This window comes from Fictibacillus enclensis (assembly GCF_030123385.1).
Lineage (GTDB): Bacteria > Bacillota > Bacilli > Bacillales > Fictibacillaceae > Fictibacillus_C > Fictibacillus_C enclensis.
In genome coordinates this window covers 4,547,100-4,570,289 of the sequence record NZ_CP126109.1, presented here as the reverse complement: position 1 = coordinate 4,570,289, position 23,190 = coordinate 4,547,100, and the positions used below count along the sequence as shown (strand labels likewise).

Below are 23,190 nucleotides of genomic sequence, written 5' to 3'. Positions count from 1 at the left end.
AAGCTAATGTATTTTTGTATTCTAAAAAAAAGGTTTGGCGTTATGCTGAACTTTCTAGCAAGTTGTAGAGATAATAGGTTAGCAAATAGTTTAATAAGCCGAGTCAGTAGTGTGCTGGCTCGGCTTTTTTGCATTATCTATTAATTTTTCTTCACCGACGAAATCCCCGTCGAAGTAATTGCCTCTACTGTTTCCAAATACTTAGCTTCCCGCTCCGGTTCTGAGAGGAAATGCAGGCTGATCCGGTCGATGAGGTAAAGCATGCTCATGTCGAGGCCGGTCAGCAGGAAGTTGTTCCTGGCGGGATGGATGGTCCAAAGAATGGCATCCGACTGCTTTGTGAGTGGGGTGTTGCCAAAGGCCGTCAGTGCGATTAGTTTGGCGCCTTTTTCTTTTCCTTTGCTTACGGATTGAAGAAGATCTACCGTCTGGCCAGATCGTGAAAAGGCGATGATTACGTCTCCCGGCTGCTGCAGGGTGCTTTTGATGACCATCAAGTGCGGATCCATTACAGCTTCTGAAACAAAACCCATCCGGCTGAGCCGGTAATTCAGCTCCTGTGCGGCAAGACCGGAGCTGCCCAGTCCATAAATGAACAGTCGTTTGGCTTCCCGAAGCAGGGTCATCACCTGGTCAAAGGCCTGGTTGTCCGATAGGGAGCGGACATCGGCCAGCATCTCCCGGTAGGAGGAAGATAGGGTATGTTCGATCCCTTCCTCACCTGTCTTTTCAGAGCCCGAAGCAAGCTTCACCTTCATTTCCACGAAGCTTGTGCAGGAGGCTTTTTTGGCGAACCGGGTGATGGTGCTCACCGATACGCCGGTTTTTTCGGCCATCTCCTGGATCGAGCTGTGGGACGCACCGTCCGGATCGGACAGTATATAGTCGGCAATATTTTTTTCCTTTTGGGAAAGGGAAGAATAAATACTTTGAATTTCCTTAAGCAGGGAAGCCATCGTCTACATCCTTTTATCTCTTAGTTTCAGCGGCAAATCGTGCGGTGATTTGCTGAGGCCGGGTAATGGCACCGCCAACCACGACGGCATGCACACCAGCATCGAGCGCTTCTTTTACCATTTCAGGTGTCATGATGTTTCCTTCCGCAATGACGGGAAGGGATACGTTCTGGAGGACTTCTCTTAAAAAGGCGAAGTCGTTCTCATACAGCTTACTGCCTTTTGTTTCGTTTGTATAGCCAAAAAGGGTAGTCCCCACACAATCAAAGCCCAGCTCCTCCGCTTGCTTTGCTTCTTCCACCGATGAGATGTCTGCCATAAGCTGGACCTTCGGATTCTGTTTCCGCGCATAGGACACGAGCTCTTTTAATGGTAGTTCATCGGGACGTTTTCTTAGAGTAGCGTCCATTGCGATCATTTCGCAGCCGCTTTCGATCAGTTCGTCCACTTCTTTTTTCGTTGCCGTGATGAATACCTCACTGTCATCATAATCTCGTTTTACAATACCGATGACAGAAAGGCTGACCTCCTGTTTAATGGCAAGAATGTCCTCTTTCGAATTGGCCCGTATGCCTGAAGCTCCACCTTCCTTGGCGGCAAGTGCCATCTTCGCCATGATATAGGAGCTGTGAAGCGGTTCGTGTTGTAAGGCCTGGCACGAAACCACCAGGCCGCCGTTAATCTGTTCAAGCATACTTTTCCCCTGCCATTTCTTCTACTTCGTTTTTAATAATCGTGACATCCGGTCCATAGATGATCTGGATGCCGTTTCCTTTCTTGATCACCCCTTTGGATCCCGTTTTCTTTAGAATCTCTTCATCAATGAGTGCCGGATTATTGACGGTCACCCGGAGCCTTGTGGCGCAGCAATCCACGTTCTGCAGATTTTCTCTGCCTCCAAGTCCCTGAATGACTGCCTCGGCACGTTCGCTTCCATTTGTAATGTTCACGGAGGCTTCACCCGCATCTTCCCGCCCTGGTGTTTTGAAATTGAACTTCTTGATCAGGAAGGTGAAGGAAAAGTAATAGACGAAGAACCACGGAATTCCGACCACCGGCACCATAAGCCAGTTGGTTTTTGCGTTCCCCTGAAACACACCAAATAAGAGGAAGTCTATGAAACCGCCTGAGAATGTTTGGCCGATCGTAATTTGAAAAATATGTGCAAGCATGAATGCCATTCCGTCCAAAAAGGCATGCAGCACATAGAGCATAGGAGCGACAAACAAAAATGAAAATTCAATTGGTTCTGTGATACCGGTCAAAAAGGAGGTGAGAGCAGCTGAAGCCAGCAGTCCGGCCACTTTTTTCCGGTTTTCAGGTTTGGCTGTACGGTACATCGCCAGACAGGCACCGATCAAGCCGAACATCATCGTAATAAAGCGTCCGGACATGAAGCGGGCCGTACCGATATAAAAGTGCTGTGTGCTTGGATCGGCTAATTGCGCAAAGAAAATACGCTGTGTGCCTTCCACCAATTTTCCGTCCACGGTTAGTGATCCACCAAGACTGGTTGTCCAAAACGGCATATAGAAAATATGATGAAGCCCAAACGGTCCGAGCATGCGGAGCACAAAGCCATAGATCAGCGTGCCGATATAACCGGTCGCTTCCACAAGGCCACCCATCTGAAAAATACCTTTCTGGATGAACGGCCAGACGAAAAAGACGACGGCTCCAAGCAAAATTGCTGAAAAAGATGCAATGATCGGAACAAACCGGGACCCGCTGAAGAACCCAAGGAACTGTGGCAGCTGTTTTTTGTTATAGCGGTTATGAAGCCAGGATGTCATGATCCCGACGACCACGCCGCCAAACACTCCCGTTTCCAGGGTCTGAATCCCCAGACTCATTCCCTGTCCGGCAGCCGCAGGATTCTTTGCGTCCATTGTTCCGGTAATCGTTAATAGCGCAGAAATGGTCGCGTTCATGACCAGGAAGGCAAGAACACCTGCGAGGCCGGCTGTTCCCTTGTCGCCTCGTGCCAGACCAACAGAAATACCCACCGCAAAAAGCAAGGCCAAATTGGCAAACACTACGTTTCCCGCACTCGACATAATCGTAAATATGGCTTGAAGCCAGCCAATGTCCAGAAACGGATACGCTTTTATCGTATTCGGGTTCGACAGCGCTCCGCCAATCCCCAGCAATAGCCCCGCTGCTGGCAATACGGCAATCGGAAGCATAAACGATTTACCAAACTGCTGTGCCTTCTCGAAGAAACTACTCATCAAGTAACCCCCCTTTTATGAAAATGATTTTCATGTTTAGTATAAGAGTAAAGAGGGAGGGAGGTCAAGAAAGGGTTTCAAAGGATTTTAACAAAAGTAGTAAAAATATTCTTTTAATTCTAAAAAATATATGCTAATCTTATAAAAAATAAAGTATTACTTAAATTTTTACTGTGTCATTGAATTTTATGAAAGGGCGTACTGCATGGAAGACATTTATAAGAAAATTAAAGATTTACGGCAAAAGAAAGGCTTCACGTTAAAAGATCTAAGTGAACGGACCGATTTGTCGGTTAGCTTTTTATCCCAGGTGGAAAGAGGTTCATCTTCACTCGCGATCACCTCACTAAAACGTATAGCCGATGCGTTTGAAGTTCCGATCACCTGTTTTTTTGAAACTGAAACGAATTACAACTACATCGTAAAAGTAGAACATCGAAAGCCTTTTACCATTGAAGGGTCTTCTGCCAGTTACACAAGGTTAAATGGTGAATTTTCAGGCCGTTCCCTTGAACCTCTTTTAGTTACCCTCTCTCCAAAGCAAGTCCAAACCCAAACATCCAGTCATCCAGGTGAAGAATTTTATTATGTGTTAAAGGGAGCTGTCCTTTTTACGATTGATGGAAAAGAATATTTCGTCAGAGATGGCGACTCGATTCATTTTCCTTCCAATGTCCCTCATTTTTGGGAAAATCCATTGAACGAAGAGTCCATGATTCTCTGTGTATTGACCCCGGTTATTTTTTAATTTACATATCAATGAAGGGAAAGGTGGTTTTCAGGCATGAGAGTAGCAACTGACATAGGTGGTACGTTTACCGATCTGGTATACGTGGATGAAAAAGGAAAGATCGGGGTGGCAAAAAGTCATACGACTCCGCCACATTTTGAGCAAGGTGTTCTCGATGTAATGGAAAAGAGCGGGATTGACCAGACCGCCATCGAGACATTTATCCATGGAACGACCGTCATTATCAACGCGTTAACTGAACGCAAAGGAGTGAAAACGGGTTTAATTACGACAAAGGGATTCCGGGATGTTCTTGAAATTGCACGAGGTAACCGGCCGGACTTGTTTAACGTCCGATACGAGAAGCCATCACCGTTTGTTCCCCGCTACCTCAGGCAGGAAGTAAACGAACGTTTAAATTACAAAGGAGACGTTCTCTCTCCGCTTGATCCGGAAGAGGTCAAGGAAGTGGTGGAATATTTCCGAAAAGAGGGAGCCGAGGCTATTGCGGTGGCTTATCTTCATTCCTATATCAACCCGGTTCACGAAAAGAAAACGATCGAAGTGATTAAAGAAGTATGGCCGGAAGCGGTAATAACGGCTTCCCATGAAGTCACGAAGGAATGGCGGGAGTATGAGCGGACGAGTACAGCGGTGCTAAATGCTTATGTTAAACCGATTGCTGCGTCTTATGTTAACCGTCTGAACAGCAAACTGCTTGAAAACAAAGCAAAAAGCCAGAACTATATTATGCAGTCGAATGGAGGGACAACCACCTTTGGACAAGCGAAGGAAACGCCGATCAATATGGTGGAATCTGGTCCGGTAGCAGGAATTTACGGAGCAGCCGTACTGGGGGAATTGATTGGAGAAGAAAACATCATCGCGTTTGATATTGGTGGTACAACAGCAAAGTGCTCGTTGATCAATAAGGGTGAAGTAAAGGTTTCCACTGACTATTACATCGAAAAAAATGATCGAAATGCCGGTTATCCGATTAAAGTGCCGGTTGTCGATATTGTGGAAATCGGCAATGGAGGGGGCTCTATCGCTTGGATTGATGAAGGAGGTTCCCTAAAAGTTGGACCGCAATCGGCTGGGGCGGTTCCCGGACCGGTCGCTTACGGACAAGGAGGAACAGAACCGACCACAACGGACGCCAACCTGCTTTGCGGTCGTTTATCCCGGGATAACTTTGATTATTCCGTTGATCTTGAGTCGGTCAGAAGAGCAATTAAGGAAAAAGTGGCTGACCCGTTTGGCATAAGTGAGGAAGAAGGAGCGCTTGGCATCATCCGGATTGCCAACTCCAACATGTTGAATGCCCTGAAGCTGATTTCCGTCCGTAAGGGCTATAACCCAAAAGAATTCACACTCGTCGCTTTTGGAGGCGGAGGCTCAATGCATGCGGCTGCATTGGCTAAGGAACTCGGTGTCAAAAAGGTCGTCGTTCCTGTTGCATCGTCTGTCTTTTCAGCTTGGGGCATGTTGATGACTGATTTGCGCCATGATTACATCCAAACGTATATTAAACGATTGTTTGAGCTGGAGGTTTCGGAATTCAACCAGGAATGGGCCAAGCTTGAACAGCAGGCTTTCCATCAATACAAGGAGGAAGGCGTTTCTGAAGAGAACATTCTGTTCACACGCTTCGCTGATATGAGGTATCTTGGCCAGGAACATACCGTTAAGGTTCCGGTGCCTGAGGGTGAACTGACGAAAGACTCACTTGAGATCATGACGCAACGATTCCACAGCCTTCATGAAAAAAATTATACGTTCAAGCTCGAAGAATCCCCAACAGAAATTGTGAACCTGCATCTTACCGCTTTAGGGACCGTACAGAAACCGGAACTTCCGAGGCTGGAAGTTGTAAATGGAACAAAAGATGAGGCGCTTAAGGAAGTGCGAAACGTATTTTATGAAGAAGCTGGCTGGCGGGAGACACAGGTCTTTGATCGTGAGTTATTGGGGCCAGATGTTGAAATCCAGGGACCTGCCATTGTGGAGGAACCGTCGGCTGCGACGGTTTTGTATCCAGGTCAAACGCTGACGGTGGATGCCTATGGAAACTTACTCATTGATACGGGGGTGGAATAAGATGACAGCTGAAGTGAATGTGAAAATTGATCCGTTTACACTGGAAATTGTAAAGGACTCCTTGATTGCGACAGGAGACGAAATGTTTTTGGCGCTGGCGCGAACGTCCATGAGCCCGATTATCTATGAGGTGTTGGACTATGCGAGCGGGTTGACAGATTCCAAAGGGCAGTTGCTGACACAAGGGAATGGGGTAACCGGGTTTATCGGCATGCTAACGTTTATGGTCAAGCAAACCTTGAAAAAATTTGGCGGCGAAGGTGACCTGAAGCCCGGGGATATTATTATCATTAACGATCCGTATGGCGGGGGAGGTTCTCATCTTTCTGATGTTGGCCTTGTTATGCCAATCTTCCACGGAGAGGAGATCGTCGCTTTTTCTGCTAACAAAGCCCACTGGACAGAGGTCGGTGGGAAGGATCCGGGCTCGTTCAGCAATGATGCAACTGAGATTTTCCAGGAAGGGCTGCAATTCCCGTGTGTGAAGCTGTTTGATGAAGGAAAAATCAATCAGCCTTTAATTGATATCATTCAATCCAATGTCCGGTTTCCGGATCTGTCACTCGGTGATTTATGGGCCCAAGTGGCCGCTCTTCGCACCGGAGAAAAACGTGTGAAAGAGCTTTGTGCTAAACACGGAAAGGATGTTGTACAGGCATCGGTTGAACATCTGCTGAACCATGGTGAACAAATGGCGCTGAAGGAACTGAAAAAGCTGCCGAAAGGAACCTTTGAAGCTGAAAGCTATATTGATGACGATGGATTTCAAAATGGACCGTTTAAAATTCAGGTAAAGGTCACGATTACGGATGAAGAATTCCGCTGTGACTTCAGGGGAAGCCATCCGCAGGTACCAGGACCGATCAACTGCTCATACACCGCCTTGGTTTCCGCGGTCCGCACAATTTTCCTGGCGCTCACCAATCCTTCACAGGACGTAAATGATGGGGTGTTCCGCCCGCTGACCATTATTACTGATCCAAAGTCAGTGCTCGCTGCTGAGCGGCCGGCTCCCGTATCCATCTACTGGGAAAGCATGCTTGCTGGTGCAGATCTGATCTGGCAGGCGCTTGCGCCACACTTGCCTGACCGGTTATCTGCTGGACATCTGCTGTCGGTATGTGCCGTAACCTTGTCTGGTAATCATCAGGATACGAACGAACCCTTTCTCATTGTTGAGCCTTCTGTTGGCGGCTGGGGCGCCGGAAAAGGAATGGACGGAGCAAGAGGACAATTTTGTATTGGTGACGGTGAAACCTATAATGTTCCGATCGAAGTGGCCGAAACCCGCTATGGAGTCATGATTGATGAATACAGTCTGCGAACTGACGGAGCAGGTTCTGGCGAGTACATCGGCGGAGCAGGAGTAACCCGTTCCTACCGCGCCATGAGTGACAACCAGATGGTTTCCGCGACATTTGGCAGAAACAAGTTTGTTCCATGGGGCTTCAATGGAGGGGGAGATGGTTCCTCAAACGAGTTTGTTATTGAGAAGGCAAACGGGGAAATGGACGGGCCGTTCGGCATTTATCCTCGCTATCCATTAAATAAAGGGGATGTCGTGAAATTGATGACTGCCACTGGAGGTGGTTATGGAAATCCGATGGACCGTCGAGCGGACCAAGTTGCCTGGGATGTGAAGAACGGCTATATGACTGTGGAACAGGCTAAAGAAATTTATGGAGTAGTTGTGAACCCCCATACCTTTAAGGTAGAAAGGGTTTCAGAGATCAGGGGGAGCAGCAATGAACATCATTAATCTTCAGGACGTATCACCCGAAGAAAATCAGGCGTATTCCCTCCGGACGGTATTTCAGGAACTGACCAAAAATACCTCCGTGAAAATTGGGACAGTGACGGTTTATCCGGGTGAGAAGGTCCCACTGTCCGGCGTTTCTAATCATACTGAAGATGAATATTCCATCATTACGAAAGGAACGCTGCTTACCGAAATCAACGGAAAGCAATGCCGTGTCTCTTCTGGACAGGCTACCTTTATTCCAGCAGGAGAGGAACATACGGCGTTTAATGATGGTGAGGAAAATTGCGAACTTGTTTTTGTGATGGTAGGGTAGGGCCTTGTTTTTTACAAGGCCTTTTTCATAATAAACGAATGGGGGATGGGGATGTATGGAGGAAACGGGTTGGAACAAAACCGGAAACGATGAAGCACTTTCAGCTATACCTCTGGAAAAACGGCAGCACTGGCTAACACCGGCGATGATTTTTGGCGGGCTCGAATTTACGATTCCTGTATTGATGGTTGGGGCGACCCTGGTCGGTGCCTTTGGTTTATCTTCAATATTTTGGATTTTGGTCGTATCACTGCTGGTTTTTCAATGGGTTGGCAATGCGGTTGCCGGTTATATGGGAGCGAAAACAGGGCGCTCCTCCTCTGTGATTGCACGCACGAGCTTTGGCGCACACCAGGCCCGTTTTATTGTTGGCCTTACCATCTTTATTGTCTCCCTTGGCTGGTGGGCTGTTCAGACGGCTGTTGCGGGGAATGCCATATCCGCCATGTTTGGCATTGATTATGAACGGGATCTATTCGCATGGGGAATTGTTACCGTCATTGCCGGGCTGCTGTTTGCCATTCCTTCCATTATTGGTTACGGTTCCATGAAATGGACGGATTACATTGCGGTGCCCGCGGGACTTCTGCTTGTTGTCGCAGGTATTTTCTATGCCTTAAAAAATACGGGCTGGGAGACCATTACCGCATGGAAGCCAACTACCTCCATGTCCTTTCTTGCAGCAATCAGCCTAATCATTGGAGTCAATGTCTCCCAATGGGTGATTGCTTCAGATTATACCCGTTACGCCAAACCTAGAGTTAAAGACAACATTCTAATCCCGCTTGGAATTGTGGCTGTTGGTTTTCCACTATTTTATGTAGGAGCTATCATGTCGGTTGGTGTAGGCGATGCCGATATTGTCAATGTTATGATGAAGCTCGGGTTTCCAGTATGGGGCTTTCTCATTCTCTGGTTTGCCACATGGACAAGCCAGCTTGTGAACAATTACAGCATGGGGCTTGCACTGGCTAATATGCTGAACGTCAACTCAAATAAAGGGCGTGCCCTGCTTACGTTGGGCGGAACAATCATTGCTATTATCGTCGCTCTTATGGGAATACTCGATCATTTCATGGATTTCCTGTACATGACGGCCTTGATTTATCCTGCTATTGCAGGTGTCATGATGGCTGACTTTTTCTTTTTGCGCCGCCAGCAATGGGTCGACAATCCCGGATGGAACTGGATGGCGACCATTGCACTTGTGGCCGGTACACTTGTCGGTTACCTGACTCAATATGCGACATCCTTTGGGCTTCCAGCCGTTCAATCCCTTATCGCCTCAGGAATTGTTTACCTGATTTCCATGAAAATAAAAGCAGCGGTCAAACCGGATCACTTTTGCTCAGTTAGGGAAGGGGAGGTAATAACACCTGCCGTACAGCAAAAAATTTAATGGAAAAATGAAAGAGCGAGCCTAAGGGAGGCTCGTTTTTTATTTCCCATTCTTAAATGACAGGGTTTTCAATAAAAACATACAGGTAGAAAAGCCTATAACTGGCTGGTAGAATATTCCTATATATCATTTACCTGAGGTGTGAAAATGCACAAATCTAGTATGGATCAACCAACGATGACTTCAAATAGTGATTTGGTTGAACGCTTTGAAGTAGCATTCAACCAAATCCACCATATCTTAAAACGCCTGAATCCCAATGAATACAACGATGCTTTTATGAAGCTTCTCACGGACTCCAGCCGCAAACACCGGGTGATTCAGCAAGTGTATTATGACTTAAAGCAGTTTGCTAAGCTGCGAAATGCACTGGTTCATGAAAAACTGGAGCGGAAGACCTTCATTGCCACCCCCCATGAAAACACGGTTCTTAAAATTGAAAATATCGCCAAGCTGCTATCCAAACCACCGACGGTTTTAGATATTGCAACGGCTTTTGTTGTGTCGGTAAACCCCTCAACACCGCTTAAAGAGCTGATAAAAATAATGGGCGCTTCTTCGTATAATCAATTTCCTGTCTATGAGAACGGTGTGTTTCGGTTTCTGATCTCAGAGTATGGATTAACGAAGTGGATGGCGGCTTCTATTCACAAAGGAAGTATCCATGTCGAAGGAAAAACAGTGGAGAATCTTAAGCCCTATGAAGAGCATCATAATGTCGTGTTTGTTAAACGTACGATGGATATCTTTGAGTTAGAGGATATTTATGAGGAATCCTTTCAGGAAAAAAGAAAGCTGGAGGCGGTTATCGTCACCGAGAACGGTTCACCGCTGGAAGCTCCCTTAGGTATTGTGACCTCATGGGATCTTATTGAGATTGATTTATTGGTAAGCAGAGACTAGCAATATGAGCGAAAATGGGTTGCAAGTGCGGTAGTTTAGTAAGAATGTAAAGAATTTAATGGGGTTTGGGGGGATAAACGGTCTATGTTTAATTTTGAAGAAAGCCAGGAGATGCTAGATCGGTTTGAGTTTGACCTTTTACCGGATATACATAGAAAAATCAATACGGGGAAGTCAGGGGCAGAGATCTACCTTGTCCAATATATTAAAAAAATAGAAAAGAAACGCCGCCGGGTGCCAGCTCTCGTGAAGATTACCTCCATTGAAGAAGGAGAGCGGGAAGAGGCAGCATACAAAATGGCTCTGCATCTTGCAAGTCAAGCAGAAATGAATCATTCTATTCCAAGTGTCCTGGATATTAAAACGTTTGAAAATCAGCATGCGGTCATGTATGAGTTTGCCGGAGCCGCAGAGAGTTTTACAATCAATGAAGCCATTGAAAAACAGATGGCTGTTGATTATTCTGGCATCATCAATGAGGCATTAAATTTTATAAATGGTTGGGGCGTAGAGAAAAAAAGGATCCTCTCTCCTTATGATCATATGATTGAAACGCTAGGGACAAAAAGGTGGGAGACGCTGTTTCATCCCATTAAGGAATTGGGGGCTGATACCAATTCTGCAGTACTGAGTTTTCATGGTAATCTATTCCCAAATCCTCTCGTTTACCTGTACAATAAAAATCTATGGAAAGAAGAAACCATGTATGTCAAACACAGTCATTCACATGGAGACTACCATGGAAACAATATTATCGTCACCGATAAAAACAAGAGTGATATTTCTATTATTGACTTTGCGGAATTAAAGCAGCATACGAATCTTTTTTATGATTATCGGTACTTGGAGCTTCACCTTTTGCTGGATTGCTTTCCGTTGGGGTCCAGTGACAATCAGGATAAATGGATGGAAATCGGCAGTTATGTGACACGAGACCTCATGAAAGAGCTTCAGCAGCCACTTGATATTCCGGATGGCATTGCTCCGTTCGATAAGATCTTGCCTTGTTTTGGAGCGGAATTTATTGAAGAGGTGGGCGAAATCGCTGTTAAGGATTATCAGCCGTCCTACTATATTGCAGGAGTATGCGCCGGATTGATTTATGCGAGAAGAACAAAAATAAATGTATTGAACCGGTTTGCCGCTTTTGTTTATGCCCTATTTAACCTGAAAAAGGCCCTCCGATGCTTGAACATTAGTTTGCCCAATGAGGTTTCCCTTCCGCTGGCATGGCCTGCCGACCGGGAGAGTAAGGAGCTTGAGCAGATCATCCGGGAAAAGTTGTTTTCGATTTACGCACAGCCGATCGTAAATACATTGACCAAAGAACTGGAATATGTTGAGATCCTCACGAGATTTAACAGCAAGAGTCCTGATTACTGGTATGACATGGCGAGAAGGGATGGCCGATTGGATGAGATTACGATTGCTACCTGTGAAGAATTTGTCCAAAATGCAAACTATTTAAAAGAATTAAAGATTAAAGGAATCTTTTATAATTTGGAAGCCGATTTGACGAAAGAGACAATCGTGAAATGCATTGAGCTGTTAAAACAGACTCAGCTTTCGTTCACGATAGAGATCACGGAGCATGTAAAGAAGGACTTGGAGCTTTGGAAAAGTATTGCGGAAGAAGAGGGCGTTGCTATTTCTTTGGATGATTTCGGAGAAAAAGCCGCAACCGAGCTGGAAGAGATTACAGTTTTGCAGCCAGCTTTTGTAAAAATGAAAAGAAACAAGCTGCAGGAGTACTATAGTGCGATTATGGATTTGGACCGCCAATACATCCGAAAAATGGTCATCGAGCATGTAGAAGAGGAAGAATTGAAGCAGCTTACACAGGATGGTATTAAGTATGTTCAAGGCTGGCTCTGTTCTGTCGCGAAAAAACTCAAGGACATTGATGCCGACCAATGGAACGCCGGTTTTTTAAAAGGATAAACCAATGGGAAGTGTAAAAGATGAAAATCCAACAATTAGATAAAATGAGCGCAGCCATTGAAATGGCTGCGGCTGCTCATCAAACACAAGTCAGAAAAGGGAATAAGAAGCCTTATATTTCCCACCCCTATTTTGTAGGAATGCTGCTGCTGGATGCAGGCTGCACGGAGGAGACGGTTCTTGCCGGTATTTTACATGATGTGATCGAGGATACGGATGTCACTGATGGAGTCATTCGTTCAGCATTTGGCGATCGGGTTATGGAGATGGTGGAGGGAAGTTCTGAACCGGATAAATCTCAATCGTGGGAAGCGAGAAAAAAGCATACGATTACGTATTTGCAGAAAGATGCTTCGGTGGAAGTTTGCCAAATTGTATGCGCCGATAAGCTCCATAATGTCCTTTCGTTAAGGCAAGATCTGGAGAAGCAGGGAGAGGCCGTTTGGAGCCATTTTAAACGAGGCAAGGATTTGCAGGAGTGGTATTACACCTCACTCGTTGAGGCACTTGGCCGTCGGGTAGGGTCATTCCCGCTGTTTCTCCAATTAAAAAAAGAGGTGCAGAGCCTCTTTTATCGTTAGATGTGCTTCATAAAGGCTTGGTTGACGAAGTTATTTTCGGAAGAGAAGTGCTTTTTAGATAGGAAGAAGTACTTGATGAATGACTAACGAAGCGATCGGGAATTAGCGAAGCACGAACCAACTGAAACAATCGTTGAAAAATGAATTGAATATCGTGAAGAAGTGCAAAAAAACGTCAATTCGATCGAATTGGCGTTTTTTCGTGTTGCTTATCGACGACTGTGTTGCAATGATTCCTTCATGTTATCAAGATTAAAAGGAAGGATGTAATTCTTTACCCCCACTGCAAAGAAGGAGGAAAAACTTAGGGGTTAGTTTTACGATCCCGTGTTGCAACATATGTTTTACAACAGGATGTAAGGAGGGGCCAAATAACATGCCAAATGGATTGAAATATAATATTAGAAATCAATTTGTCATTGGTGTTAATGATCGTACACTTGCAAAATTGCTAAAGACTTTAGCGTTAAACGGAATAAATATAAATGGTTTTCAACAACATAAAACTAGTAGTTTTCAGAATATCTTACGATTTGTAGTCGGGAAAACTGAAGGTGAGAATAATAACGATCTTCAAACCGTTAGAGGCATTCTTAAACAATTGCAAGTGGAATGGTGGGAAAAGAAGGTGATTCAAATTCTTGAGATTGCATCAGGCGCTCCAGGACAATTAGGTATGGTATATGGGGCATTGTGGTGTAGAGTAAAGATTGAGACGATATACTTAGGAGAAAACACAAAATTATATTTAGATGTCTCAGATAATCAAGAAGCCATTTCTATTTTATCTGCTCCAGAACTTAAACTTTGTAAGTGAAAGGTTAATGAAAAAAACTCTTGGAAAAAGGGAACTGATTTTCCGCTATATATACGCTCCATTTGCCAGCTGCAAATAATATCGTTTAACTCAGGATTTATTATCATTTATCAAATAATCATGATTATTTGATAAGATTGAACATAATTTAGGAGTAAGTCGCTCAAGTGGGTAAGCACATACTGAAAGTCTTCTCTCCTTTTGAATTACCTCATTCGCCTTGCATTCATACTTTTGTACCAACTCATCATTGGCTTCTTGAGAACTCCATTCGACGTGGGCCCATGTCCATGCTGGCTTATTTTCCTGATCTAGAACCATTGTATGGCTGGAGAAGTGATTGACAATGGTGTGTGTGTGAAAATCTCCATTTAAAAGATAAAAGTCAAAATTATTTATAAGAAGGATTTCTGACATCTTGTCAGCAGGAATTAAGCTCTCCATTTTCTCTTTTAATTTCGGTAAGTTTTTCGCACTCTCTACCACTAAAATGCGATGTTGCCTTTTCAGACCTAACAAGATAAAAGACACGAGATTGGATAGGTACTTCTCTTCATTTTCATATTTATAAAAAATATGACCTTGTTTTAAATCCCTTAACTCCTCGATTGGTTGCCCCATGATAACCATCCTTAATGTATGATAAATTCATCAATTACCTGATAACCCTTCAAGTATGTAATTTGCAGAAAACTGGAAAACGATGTCGTGTTTATAAACAGATTAAAACGGTACCTGACGTTGCCTAACTCCCATGAAATTGGCTTTCATTGATTCCATCAACAACTAACTGTATATTTATATTACTAAAAATGTGGTTCATTTTCATTGCAAATTAATCCCTGTAATTTTTAGTAAATTGCTTTTCTTGTAAGATCTGAGTCCTGTTACAGAAATTATCCCAAATTCTTTAAATAGTAAGCTAAAAATCTTAAGTAAGTTCTGTAAAAGTATCCATTTTGGATGCCCATCCAATTGTCAGGTACTTCTTCAGCATTATTTTCCTAGGCGCGTGGGATTACATAGGTGTTGTAGTTTCTTCTTTTTTTGCTGTTCTGTGCTTCTCATAAATCCGAAACCCATCCCTCACCCGTTTGTTTGAGGATTTTGTATTATGTTCCCATGACCAATAGGCCAAAAACGTAAGCAAACCGCCGAGTAAACTAATCATTATCAGTACAGCTATGTATTTAAAATGGTACGTTCGGTACATGATGACCAAAGAAAAGAGAGTAATGAGTGCGAAGTTGAAGCAAGCGGAACGGGTGATGCGGATTTTCGTCCGGATGTAGTCCAACTGGTTCGCCTGGTTTTGGTCATTTGTAAGAAGGATGAGCTCCCTTGCTGTTTTTCGGTTTTCGTCCCTTGTTTCTTTTTTCCTCTTTCTAAAAACTACATCATCTACAAAATTATCGATCAAAATACCAAGTGTATAAATAAAGGGAAGCATAAGGACAAAAAGAGCCAATAATGTGTCCTTGTTGGTGCTCTTTAAATAACCAAACAAAGGCTGGAAAAAATCCACGCCCAAGACCATGACGGCGCATAAAACCAAAGCGATAAAAAAATGAAATCCATTAATGAGATGCTCAATCAGCATATTTGTCGTATTTCCCATACCGATCCTCCATACATAATAAAAATGCCAAGCTTTATTATTTTATAGTGAATGACCATTTTTGTGAATAGTTGGAATAAAAGAATATAAAGCGAAAATCTTCTTTGCCTCGTTAATAATTGGTTGAGAGGTGTAAGAAGTACTAGATGAACCAAGTGATGTTGGTAAAAACGATAGAGTTAAAGAATTAACAGAGTAAGGTAAAATAGGATGATATCAAGATTTCAGCAGCAAATCGCATGTTTATGAAGGGGGAAAGGTCAATGATACTAGAAGCCGCTATGCTTCAAGTGAAACCAGGGATGGAGCAGGAATATGAAGAATCATTTCGCAAAGCATCTAAGATTATTTCATCTATGAAGGGCTATATTTCACACGAATTACAGCGTTGTATGGAAGAAGAGGGTAAATATTTGCTTCTTGTTAAGTGGGAGAGTTTAGAAGACCACACCGTAGGATTCAGGCAATCAAAGGAGTATCAAGAATGGAAATCGTTATTACATCGTTTCTATCACCCTTTTCCGACAGTGGAACATTTTGAAAAAGTACATCTGGCACAAGGGGATTCTAATTTATGATTAAGGGACTCCTAAACATTGGAGTCCGACCATGATCTAATCAAATATCGGGATATCATAGATCATGTCATTGAATATTTAAAAAACCATCCTGAAACGGGCAGCCAAAACATCATGAAGTTAGCTTGGAATGGGGATAATATCGCTTATTAGAGCTTATTAAACGATTGTTTAAAAGAGTTGCAAAGGATGACTTAAACTTATCCTACTTGCTTTTATTTGAACATGAGACATTCAAATGATCCCGTGAAGTTATTGAGCAAAATTGCTGAACTCCATAAGTGAAGTATCTGTTACCGTGCAGCATCACACCATTCTTCATGAATTCTCATTATCTTTTTCTAAATTAATAATATATTTTAGACCAGAATGTGCATCTTTAAAAATTGGTGCATCAATACGCTCTTGTATTGCTAATGCTAAATCAGGATTAATTCCTACTATAATAGATTGAACACCGATTAAGCGCAATGTTTCAGTCAAACGGTTAAGGTTATAATGCACAGTTTCATCAAAACTCGTAACACCAGCGAGACTAAGCATAACGTAACGAATTCTTTTGTCTACACATTCTTGTAAAACAGTTGATATAATATGCTCTCCCCGTAAAACATTCATATCCCCATATAAAGGTAAAGCTATTGTTTTATCCCAAATGTGTAGTATAGGTACCGAAAGTTTTTGAATCAGTTGATCCTTCCTTCGCTCTTCCTCATCTTTTGTTGTCATATCCATTAACATTACTGTATAACCAACTAGTTCTTTATTGTCCTGGATAGGGGTAATGATAATATCAGCAATAATTTTGCTTTTTATATTAATTCTTGCCTTATGGCCATCCTTAATACCTTTGTCCATAATGAAGCGCTGGTTTTTAGGGTTTTTATGAAAAAAGTCCATATTTTTCCCAATGATCTCATCAATTGAATTTAAACCGTATAACGGATAGATGTTTTTCATCACTTCTTCTGCTTTCTTGTTTACCCAAACGATCCTGTATTCAGTGTCTGAAATGATGATTACTTCCCCAATGCTATTTAACAAGTCAGCATTTGATATGTTTATTCCTATCTGGTCCATAGCGAAAACTCCTTTAATTCAGTTGACCTTTATTATAGCAAGTTGTATCCCGAAATATTAGTGACTTATTTATCTTTTGAAACAAGAATCTGCCTAGAATTTGCCGAACTCACCCATTTTAGGAAATAAAAACGAGGTAAATCCACACAGAATTGAGGGAGTTCACCAAACCTGCCCTTTACATCTACATATTCACATTGGAACAATCACAAGTCCAGTAATAGCTATTGGTAATATGTCATTTATTAATACCTTGAGTTCTTATTATATTTTCGATTGGCAGTAGATGAATCGCAGCAATAAAGTTAAGGTGTCAAAAGTCCTAGTTAACTAAAAGGTTGGTAAAAAAGATACCAGTAAAACAAAAAATTTACAGAAACCGCCAAATGAAAAACCAATTTCTCAGTATTAAAATGAGAAATTGGGTTTCATTTCTTTTCACATCTTGGTGGTTTCATGAGCGCGATAGAAAAGAGAATACTTCTGTTCTCTTTTCTACTTTATACTATGCAAATACAATAGGAAATGCTTGGACATTTTATTGAAAATTAGTTTTTGTAAAAAAAAGAGAGATTAAAAAGAGACCAGGATTCTATCCAAGGTCTCTACGCCAACATAAAATCAATCTTAGCAACTGTGGCGGTTTTTTTTCTTCTTTTTACATTTGAAAATGAAACTAGAAGAACTAGAAGAACTAGAAGAACGTCTACATTTTGAGGATCGTTTTGAGGATCGTTTAGAGGAACGCTTGTGATGAGAAGAAGAGCTAGAGCTTCTTTTTCCGGATTTTTTTGGCATATGTCTTCCCTCCTTAAAAGAACAGAGAAACATAGTAACTTTTCTCTGTATTTTATATTATTCAGGTGTGTTCGTTTTTGTTTGGACAAGCATATAAAACAGAAAAAAATAATTTTTCTATTTGAACTGTCACTAGAATAATAACTTATATAAAAGTTATAAATGGTTTCTAACATCCTATGGGTCTGGTGTTGATATATTTAGGAGGAGCTAAGTCAAATATATCTCCTGTTGTTATTCAGATAGAGAGATATAGAAATTTAGGAATGAATAAGAGCTCGTTGACGACAATACAGCAAAGAACTTTTATAAATTTCTATCTCAGAGGATTAAAAGAGGCTGTAAATGAAAGGATAAAAAGGTAAGCTTTCTATAATGAAATAGCGCAAAACAATCCTTTAGAATGGCGCCCTATAGCCATATACCAATTATTCTCGCTCTTTTGGCCAAGAGCCTTGTTGTTTACGAATTAATACAATTTGTCCGATGTGGTACACGTTGTGCAAAATTTGACGAGCCAGACCCCCAACAAGTTCCTCATCCAATTGACCGTCATTCACTTGTGCCAGTGATTTACGCAAGTCTTCACAAATTAGGTGTGTTTCTGACAAGACGGCCTTCCATTTTTCAAAGTCTGTTGGATCCCCGCTATCCCCAAAGGTATTCTCTGACAAGATTGCCTCCCATTTAGAATTTGGTGGTTCCCCAATATCTCCAAATGTAGCTTTGTTATCAGAGGCCTCTTTTTTAGACGTTGTATCATTGATTTGTCTAACAAGCAGGGCATTGTAATAATTTAGATGGTTCACCGTCTGCCAAATGGTATTCCCACCTTCAGGAGGCTGCCAGCTTGCATCTTTGGAATTTAAACCTTTAAGAGCAGATTCTAAAGGCAAAAACCAGGTCTCCGTATTCCAGATAAAGTCAAATTCCATGCGAAAAATATCCATCAGTTCCAGGCTCATTTGCTTCCTCACTTCCATCACTCCTTTATATTTATAGTTTAGATCGGTTTAACAATAAAACAACTCACAAATGGATCGTAACATAAGAGAACAAGCAGACCCTATAGGATCTGCTAGTTTGATGTAAGTCTAAAGGCCCGCGTCATTAGCTGTTTTGCAAAAAGTCTCTCATAAACGTGGTTTCTCAAGTTGAGGAGCATGTCCCACATCGTCTGACGGTTTTTATCTTTTTCATTTTTGCTACATGGATTCGTAATTAATCGTCATATTCAATCTTGTTAATTCACTGCCTGGGTTATGGTAGGCATGGTTGCAGTTGGCTTTAAAACGGATCGACTGATCTTTTTCGAGTAAGTAGGTTTGCCCGGATATCGTTAATTCGAGCTGACCGTCAAAAACGGTAATGTATTCCTCCGTGCCATCGTGATGAGGAGCTGCATCTAAATAGCCTCCTGGCTCAATCTCTACCATGTATATTTCAAATTGCTTGTTGTTTTCGAAGGGGAAGTAGGGATATACTTTATATTTCCCATCATTCTCGGGCAATTCCAATAAGTCTTCTTTTGAAATGATTGTTATATTGTTCGCTGATTCTTGAATGAGCGAAGTGAATGAAACCTTTAGTCCATTCGCGATTTTCCACAGCGTTGTTATGGTTGGAATCGATTCTCCGCGTTCGATTTGGCCTAACATGGTTTTGCTGACACCGGTCAACTCAGATACTTTATCCAAACTTAATTTATTCATCCTTCTGAACGCCTTCATGTTTTCGGCGACCACAACATGGATTTCCTTCACATTTATCCCTCAATTTTTTATTTACAATATAACGTATAAATTATACAATTTAAAGCACAAGACGCTATAAAGTATATTTGTGCTTTATAGCATACAAGGAGTGTTGCCATTATGTCCGTGTTGTCACTGTTGGTTTATGCTTTTGTTGCAAGCTTCACCCCTGGGCCCAATAATATTATGTCATTGTATTTCGCCAATCAATTTGGTTTGAAACACACGTTTAGATTTTGTGTAGGAGTGGGTCTTGGATTTTTCATTTTATTGTCGATCGCTAATTATTTTACCGTTGCCTTAAACACCGTTTTTCCACAAGTTGAGTTCATTATGAAACTATTTGGCTGTCTCTATTTGCTTTACCTGGCTTATAAGATCATGAAGAGCAAGCTGGGGAAAGAACAACAGTTCAACAGCCGATACAACAATATGAAATCAGGTGCGATGTTGCAATTTATCAACCCGAAAGGAACCGTTTATGCCATTACGGTCACGGCCACATTCATTGCTCCTTTTTACCATCATTATTTGTCTCAATTCCTATTTGTCATCTTGTTGGCTGTGATTGGATTCCTTGGGACATTCAGCTGGAGCTTGTTTGGATCCTTGTTTAAGAAGTGGATTGCACAATATCAGATGGTTTTCAATATTACCATGGCTTTGCTGCTTGTTTATACGGCGGCTGCGATTTTGTTTCATTAAAACAATACCGGTACCAGAAGCTGATATGGGGTATTTTTTACTCCTTGTTTTATTTGTATTGGCTTAATTTAAGCCCTTTTAAATATACTTTTAACATTTTGGTTTTCAACAATGGACATGCTATAATTAAGGAAATATAAGGATGAGAAATGAGGAATGAAAATGAAAAATTTGTACTCAATCCGTCCACAAGATTTTACAGAATTCGAAAATATGATGACTGATTTTAGTAAAAGAGCAACTATGCAACCTTCCGATAAAGTTGTTGAAGTCAAAGTAATAAAAACCCAGCACGCTCCTGTAGCTGTAGTTATTGATTCGAAGGAAGACGATAGTATGAAACCAGAAAAGAGAAGATTGACGGTTGAAGAAAAATTAAAACTTGCCGAGAAAATTGTAGGTAAAGCAAAGTATTTTGATCGAGAGGGTCTTCGAGAATCAGATTGTATCGCCAATCGAGAAGATTGGGAGGAAGACGCTGAGTGAGGCTGTTGTTTGATACCAACATCTGGGCAATTTATGAAAAAGGATATGAACCTGTTATTAACTATATTCAAGAAAGAATTAAAGAGGGACGAGAACACGAATTTTGTATGTCTCGGATGATTCAACATGAGTTGCTTTCAATTCAAAGCTTTGACACTGAAGATGAAATTAAACATAGTCGCCTTTCCATGATTGAGATGTGTGAAAGCTTTTTTGAAGTTGATGAGCAAACCGTTTTACTTGCTGCAGAAATAAGAAGAAGAACTAAAAGAAATGGACTAACTATAAAAGCTCCAGATGCAATTATTGCTGCAACGGCTAGAATCCATAATGCTAGGTTAATTAGTCACAATGACAAAGACTTTTTATGGGCGAGCCGGGAATATGATATTGAGTATTATAATCCTATTTTAGATAAAGACCATTATATTTCGTTTAATAGACGGTTTAACCAAGAAAATAGTTTAGAAGAAAAGTAGGAATAGCCTGGAAGGGTTATTCCATTTTAAATAAAGGGAAAAGATGCGATCCTGCAAAGGGACCATATGAATAGAGGGAAGAACACCCGTACCCTCCTCCGGTACGGGTGTATCTTTTCCTTTTTTTAATTCAGGTTCTAATTCACCGAAACTCCCTCTTCCTCCGCATACGAAGCATCCGCTTGTCTCTTAAGCCGGGCAGATCCATACAGCACATAGTAGACCAGAGACACTAGGAAAATACCGAGAATCACATAGATCAAAGGGACCGATGTGCCAAACAGCATCATATTGGTGGTCAATACGCTGTATTTAATGATGCTGTACAAACACACCAATCCGAGGATCAGGGCAATGCTTGGCACAACCGGATACTTTACCTTAAATGGACGTGCCAGCTCCGGTTCTTTTTTACGAAGAATGAAGAGGGAAACCATGCTGATGCAGTACATCATCATTGCCCCGAAAACAGAAAGGATGATGAGCGCGTTGGCGAAGCTCGCTGAGCCTGCACAGATCACACCGATGGCTCCAGGAATCAAGAGGCCGCCGACCGGAACGCCTTTCTTGTTCGTTTTGGCCAAGAACTTCGGGAAGTAGCCATCTCGTGCCAGGGCGTACGTCTGTCTGGAGAAGCCCATGATGATGCCGTTCAAGCTGGCGATAAGGCCAAACAATCCGATGATGGCCAAAACGGTTGAAAGGCCGTTGTCGTATACGGAGGACAGCGCCTGGGGAAGGGGATAATCGGCAAGCTTACCGTTTCCTCCGCCAAGACCGGCGGTAACAAAAAGCGTAAATAATGTAGCTGTAGCTAAAGTGATGATCGCACCAATAAAGCCTTTGGGAATGTCTTTTCTAGGATTCTCTACTTCTTCCGCAGCCATCGCTCCGCCTTCAATCGCCAGGTAAAACCAGACGGCAAACGGGATAGCGGCCAGGACACCTGTCGGTCCATTCAGAAAGGAGTTGCCGTTCAAGATGTTGGAAGCCTCCACATGAGGCAGGCCAGCGACATAAAAGATGGACAAGCCGATCAGTGCCAGAATGGTAGCGGTAAGCTCAATGACGGCAACTTCCTTAACGCCGATCAGATTTAAGAGGATGAAGAAAATAAATGCTACGACCGTGGCGTACACCGGGTTCACAGCTGGAATGAGGAAGTGAATGTACGCGCCTGTAGATACCGCAATGGCTGGAGGCGCGAATATGAATTCAAGCAGACACGCCATTCCTGCCATATAGCCGCCAAACGGTCCCATGGCTCGTCTCGCATACGCGGAAGGACCGCCGGATTGGGGAATGGAGGTGGAGAGCTCCGCATAGCTGAACATAAAGGTCGTGTAAAAAACGGTGACAATCAGCGTAGCAATCGCAAGTCCGATAATCCCACCCTGTTCAAATCCATAGTTCCATCCGAAGTATTGCCCCGAGATTACCATCCCTACTGAAATTGCCCATAAATGAATCGGCTTTAAATGTTTTTGTAGCGCCATCTCTACTCCTCCTTTAGTTGTGTTTACTTAAGTTGATTTGGGGACTTTTGTTTCAAAAAGTCTTCATTGATTAGTTGATTGAAGTAGAAGGTGCGAGATCCTCGAAAATGAATTTCACATTTACTTCGTGCGATGTCTCGCTGCCGAATCGTTCCTTGTCCTGCAGGAGATGCGGGACAGGTGAGACCAGGTAGGCGTTTACGCCGGTAAGGTAGGCGTTTACGCCGGTAAGGTAGGCGTTTACGCCGGTAAGGTAGGCGTTTACGCCGGTAAGGTAGGCGTTTACGCCGGTAAGGTAGGCGTTTACGCCGGTAAGGTAGGCGTTTACGCCGGTAAGGTAGGCGTTTACGCCGGTAAAGAAGGCGCTTGCGCCTGATGGGCTCAGCGCCCGCCCGAGAAAGTAGGCGCTCGCGCCGGTAAAAGCGAGCGACCTGAAACGGAAATCAACCACTTCCAAAGACAA

At 42.7% G+C, this 23,190-nt stretch carries 23 protein-coding genes; 13 read left to right on the top strand and 10 right to left on the bottom strand.

Annotated elements, in window-relative coordinates; translation table 11 throughout:
- Window positions 1–140: 140 nt before the first annotated feature.
- Genes QNH15_RS23625 through QNH15_RS23615 form a run of 3 tightly spaced genes read right to left on the bottom strand, consistent with a single transcriptional unit; the run spans window position 141 to window position 3,187 of the window.
- Complete coding sequence (locus tag QNH15_RS23625) at window positions 141–956, bottom strand: MurR/RpiR family transcriptional regulator (protein WP_283891007.1); 816 nt, start codon at window positions 954–956, stop codon at window positions 141–143.
- A gap of 13 nt (window positions 957–969) precedes the next feature.
- Window positions 970–1,650: an N-acetylmannosamine-6-phosphate 2-epimerase gene (locus QNH15_RS23620; RefSeq protein WP_283891005.1), complete on the bottom strand. Its 681-nt coding sequence runs from the start codon at window positions 1,648–1,650 to the stop codon at window positions 970–972.
- Window positions 1,643–3,187, bottom strand: a complete 1,545-nt coding sequence (locus QNH15_RS23615) for a PTS transporter subunit EIIC (RefSeq protein ID WP_283891003.1) — start codon at window positions 3,185–3,187, stop codon at window positions 1,643–1,645. The genes QNH15_RS23620 and QNH15_RS23615 overlap by 8 nt, the downstream gene beginning before the upstream one ends.
- Window positions 3,188–3,392: 205 nt before the next feature.
- Between QNH15_RS23615 and QNH15_RS23610 the strand changes: the two genes are divergently transcribed.
- The 9 genes from QNH15_RS23610 (at window position 3,393) to QNH15_RS23570 (ending at window position 13,733) form a co-directional block, all read left to right on the top strand.
- Window positions 3,393–3,935: a helix-turn-helix domain-containing protein gene (locus tag QNH15_RS23610; protein ID WP_283891001.1), complete on the top strand. Its 543-nt coding sequence runs from the start codon at window positions 3,393–3,395 to the stop codon at window positions 3,933–3,935.
- A gap of 36 nt (window positions 3,936–3,971) precedes the next feature.
- Complete coding sequence (locus tag QNH15_RS23605; protein WP_283890999.1) at window positions 3,972–6,017, top strand: hydantoinase/oxoprolinase family protein; 2,046 nt, start codon at window positions 3,972–3,974, stop codon at window positions 6,015–6,017.
- A gap of 1 nt (window position 6,018) precedes the next feature.
- Window positions 6,019–7,776 (top strand): hydantoinase B/oxoprolinase family protein, encoded by a 1,758-nt coding sequence (locus tag QNH15_RS23600; RefSeq protein WP_283890997.1) that lies wholly within the window; start codon window positions 6,019–6,021, stop codon window positions 7,774–7,776.
- Window positions 7,763–8,092, top strand: coding sequence for a cupin domain-containing protein (locus QNH15_RS23595; protein ID WP_283890995.1), 330 nt, complete (start codon window positions 7,763–7,765; stop codon window positions 8,090–8,092). Before QNH15_RS23600 ends, QNH15_RS23595 begins: the two co-directional genes overlap by 14 nt.
- A 55-nt stretch (window positions 8,093–8,147) precedes the next feature.
- A complete protein-coding gene (locus QNH15_RS23590; RefSeq protein ID WP_283890993.1) occupies window positions 8,148–9,491 on the top strand; it encodes a cytosine permease in 1,344 nt (447 codons plus the stop codon).
- Between the two features lie 147 nt (window positions 9,492–9,638).
- The gene (locus tag QNH15_RS23585) at window positions 9,639–10,394 is read left to right on the top strand and encodes a CBS domain-containing protein (protein WP_283890992.1); all 756 of its coding nucleotides are present in this window, start codon (window positions 9,639–9,641) and stop codon (window positions 10,392–10,394) included.
- A gap of 84 nt (window positions 10,395–10,478) precedes the next feature.
- Window positions 10,479–12,335 carry an EAL domain-containing protein gene (locus QNH15_RS23580; protein WP_283890991.1) on the top strand — a complete coding sequence of 619 codons (1,857 nt, stop codon included), beginning with the start codon at window positions 10,479–10,481 and terminating at the stop codon, window positions 12,333–12,335.
- Between the two features lie 20 nt (window positions 12,336–12,355).
- Window positions 12,356–12,916, top strand: a complete 561-nt coding sequence (locus QNH15_RS23575) for an HD domain-containing protein (protein WP_283890990.1) — start codon at window positions 12,356–12,358, stop codon at window positions 12,914–12,916.
- A 376-nt stretch (window positions 12,917–13,292) separates the two neighbouring features.
- On the top strand, window positions 13,293–13,733 hold the full coding sequence (locus QNH15_RS23570) for a hypothetical protein (RefSeq protein WP_283890988.1): 441 nt from the start codon (window positions 13,293–13,295) through the stop codon (window positions 13,731–13,733).
- Window positions 13,734–13,823: 90 nt separating this feature from the next.
- Here QNH15_RS23570 and QNH15_RS23565 read toward each other — a convergent pair whose 3' ends face one another.
- Both QNH15_RS23565 and QNH15_RS23560 read right to left on the bottom strand, forming a co-directional pair.
- Window positions 13,824–14,354, bottom strand: a complete 531-nt coding sequence (locus QNH15_RS23565) for an MEDS domain-containing protein (protein ID WP_283890986.1) — start codon at window positions 14,352–14,354, stop codon at window positions 13,824–13,826.
- A 397-nt stretch (window positions 14,355–14,751) separates the two neighbouring features.
- The gene (locus QNH15_RS23560; RefSeq protein WP_283890984.1) at window positions 14,752–15,351 is read right to left on the bottom strand and encodes a hypothetical protein; all 600 of its coding nucleotides are present in this window, start codon (window positions 15,349–15,351) and stop codon (window positions 14,752–14,754) included.
- 263 nt (window positions 15,352–15,614) lie between these two features.
- On the opposite strand from QNH15_RS23560, the gene QNH15_RS23555 reads away from it, so the two are divergent.
- Window positions 15,615–15,929 carry an antibiotic biosynthesis monooxygenase family protein gene (locus tag QNH15_RS23555; RefSeq protein WP_283890982.1) on the top strand — a complete coding sequence of 105 codons (315 nt, stop codon included), beginning with the start codon at window positions 15,615–15,617 and terminating at the stop codon, window positions 15,927–15,929.
- Between the two features lie 318 nt (window positions 15,930–16,247).
- On the opposite strand, the gene QNH15_RS23550 is transcribed toward QNH15_RS23555, so the two are convergent.
- The 3 genes from QNH15_RS23550 to QNH15_RS23540 form a co-directional block, all read right to left on the bottom strand.
- Window positions 16,248–17,009, bottom strand: coding sequence for an STAS domain-containing protein (locus QNH15_RS23550; protein WP_283890981.1), 762 nt, complete (start codon window positions 17,007–17,009; stop codon window positions 16,248–16,250).
- Between the two features lie 1,226 nt (window positions 17,010–18,235).
- Window positions 18,236–18,784, bottom strand: coding sequence for a DinB family protein (locus QNH15_RS23545; RefSeq protein ID WP_283890979.1), 549 nt, complete (start codon window positions 18,782–18,784; stop codon window positions 18,236–18,238).
- A gap of 228 nt (window positions 18,785–19,012) precedes the next feature.
- Window positions 19,013–19,570, bottom strand: coding sequence for a helix-turn-helix domain-containing protein (locus QNH15_RS23540; protein ID WP_283890977.1), 558 nt, complete (start codon window positions 19,568–19,570; stop codon window positions 19,013–19,015).
- Between the two features lie 111 nt (window positions 19,571–19,681).
- Here QNH15_RS23540 and QNH15_RS23535 point away from each other — a divergent pair, with 111 nt between their 5' ends.
- From QNH15_RS23535 to QNH15_RS23525, 3 genes are all read left to right on the top strand, one after another.
- A complete protein-coding gene (locus QNH15_RS23535; protein WP_283890975.1) occupies window positions 19,682–20,266 on the top strand; it encodes a LysE family translocator in 585 nt (194 codons plus the stop codon).
- A gap of 162 nt (window positions 20,267–20,428) precedes the next feature.
- Window positions 20,429–20,752 (top strand): hypothetical protein, encoded by a 324-nt coding sequence (locus QNH15_RS23530; protein WP_283890973.1) that lies wholly within the window; start codon window positions 20,429–20,431, stop codon window positions 20,750–20,752.
- Window positions 20,749–21,231, top strand: coding sequence for a type II toxin-antitoxin system VapC family toxin (locus QNH15_RS23525; protein ID WP_283890971.1), 483 nt, complete (start codon window positions 20,749–20,751; stop codon window positions 21,229–21,231). The genes QNH15_RS23530 and QNH15_RS23525 overlap by 4 nt, the downstream gene beginning before the upstream one ends.
- A 137-nt stretch (window positions 21,232–21,368) precedes the next feature.
- On the opposite strand, the gene eat is transcribed toward QNH15_RS23525, so the two are convergent.
- Window positions 21,369–22,727, bottom strand: coding sequence for an ethanolamine permease (gene eat / locus QNH15_RS23520; protein ID WP_283890969.1), 1,359 nt, complete (start codon window positions 22,725–22,727; stop codon window positions 21,369–21,371).
- Between the two features lie 70 nt (window positions 22,728–22,797).
- Window positions 22,798–23,190 (bottom strand): hypothetical protein, encoded by a 393-nt coding sequence (locus QNH15_RS23515; RefSeq protein WP_283890967.1) that lies wholly within the window; start codon window positions 23,188–23,190, stop codon window positions 22,798–22,800.